Genomic DNA, 1,576 nt, shown 5'->3' on the forward strand with positions numbered 1-1,576 from the left:
CTCTCGTCCAGGCGCCGGCGCAGGATGGGCACGACCGCAAGGCTCAACCCGACGTACAGCGGCATGCTCGCGAGCACGATCAGGGTCAGCGGCACGCTGTAGAACAGCATGACGGCAATGAAGACGATGGAGAAGACGACGTCCAACAGCACCGTCAGGGCGTTGCCGGTCAGGAAGCTGCGGATGTTCTCGAGTTCGCGCACGCGCGCGACTGAATCGCCGACGCGCCGGGCCTGGAAGTAGGCCAGGGGCAGTTGGACCAGATGACGGAACAGCCGTGCGCCGAGCTCGACGTCGATGCGGTTGGTGGTGTGGCTGAAAACGTAGCTGCGCAGGCCGTTCAGGAGCGACTCGAAGACAACGACGACCAGCAAGCCGATGACGAGCACATCCAGCGTGGTGAGGCCGCGGTGCACGAGCACCTTGTCCATGACGACCTGGAAGAACAGCGGGCTGACCAACGCGAACAACTGCAGGATGAAGGAGATGAAGAGGACTTCACCGAGCAGCTTCCTGTGCTTGACGAGACTGGGAATGAACCAGGAGAAGTCGAACTTGGCGAGTTCGCCCGCGAGGCTTGCGCGGCTGGTGATGAGGATGAGTTCGCCGCTCCAGTGCGAGGCGAAGACGTCCAGGGGTTCGATGACGGGGCGGCCGTTCGAGGACGAAGGGTCCTGCAGCAGGACGCGCTGGGCGTCGCATTGGGCCAGGATGACGAAACGCTCCTGGCCAGATTCATCGCGCAAGACGGCCAATGCGGGCAAAGGCGTCAGCGACAGGCGATCGAGTGTGGTGCGGGAGGACTTGGCCTTCAGGCCCAGGTGCCTGGCTGCGCGCAGCAGCGTGGCGGTGTCGATGGCCTCGGAAGCAACGAGGCCCAGCTGGTGCGATAGCAGCGAGGCGTCGGCTGCGATCTGGTGGAAGCGTGCGAGGGTGCAGAGTGCGGCAAGAGAGGGATGTGGATTTGCCGCCGCCACTGCACTGGCTTCAGCAGCCCCTTGCGGCTGCGCGCCGACCTTCCCGTGCGATTGCACGTCCTCCCCGACCACCACTCCCATTTGGCATCCCTCGGATATTCTTCTGAAACATCAAGATACCTGAGTAGGAACTGACTGACAACGACTATCTTCTAAATGCATCTTGCATGACGCGAAAATCGAATACCAAAGAACTCAAATTGACGAGCGACTGATTGATTGGTTGGCTAGGCGCAACAGCCGATTTCATCTCGATCTCTGCAGCAGGAACTGCTCTTCTACGCCCACCGCGACGACTTGCGCGAGCTGCCATCAGGACGTCGAAGTCCAGCAATCGCACTTCATCTTTTCATGACTAATCCGCCCGAACAATGAGTGTGCTGGTGATTGAATGCGGGGTATGCCAGTAGTTGCTCTTGGCGCTCTGCAATCGCCAGTTGCCTAGCAATCTGCTCTCCGTACTCCCTGATCAAGAACTCTCTGTGGATGGTTTCGCCGTTGCAGCGAGTTCTGGCGACCCAGGCGCGCGGTTGACCGTTACTGGCAAATCGGCAGTAAACACCGGAGATACCAGTCTTGTTGTTGCGCTGACCTGCCCC

At 60.3% G+C, this 1,576-nt stretch carries 1 protein-coding gene and 1 pseudogene; both read right to left on the minus strand.

Annotation, left to right across the window (positions count from 1 at the left end; genetic code table 11):
* A partial coding sequence (locus EJP67_RS33465; protein ID WP_240650865.1) for an ABC transporter transmembrane domain-containing protein occupies positions 1–1,058 on the minus strand: 1,058 nt, incomplete at its 3' end.
* 260 nt (positions 1,059–1,318) lie between these two features.
* Positions 1,319–1,576 (minus strand): annotated as a pseudogene (locus tag EJP67_RS33860) (hypothetical protein); the annotation flags it as partial.

Source organism: Variovorax guangxiensis (assembly GCF_003952165.1).
GTDB classification, from domain to species: domain Bacteria; phylum Pseudomonadota; class Gammaproteobacteria; order Burkholderiales; family Burkholderiaceae_C; genus Variovorax; species Variovorax guangxiensis.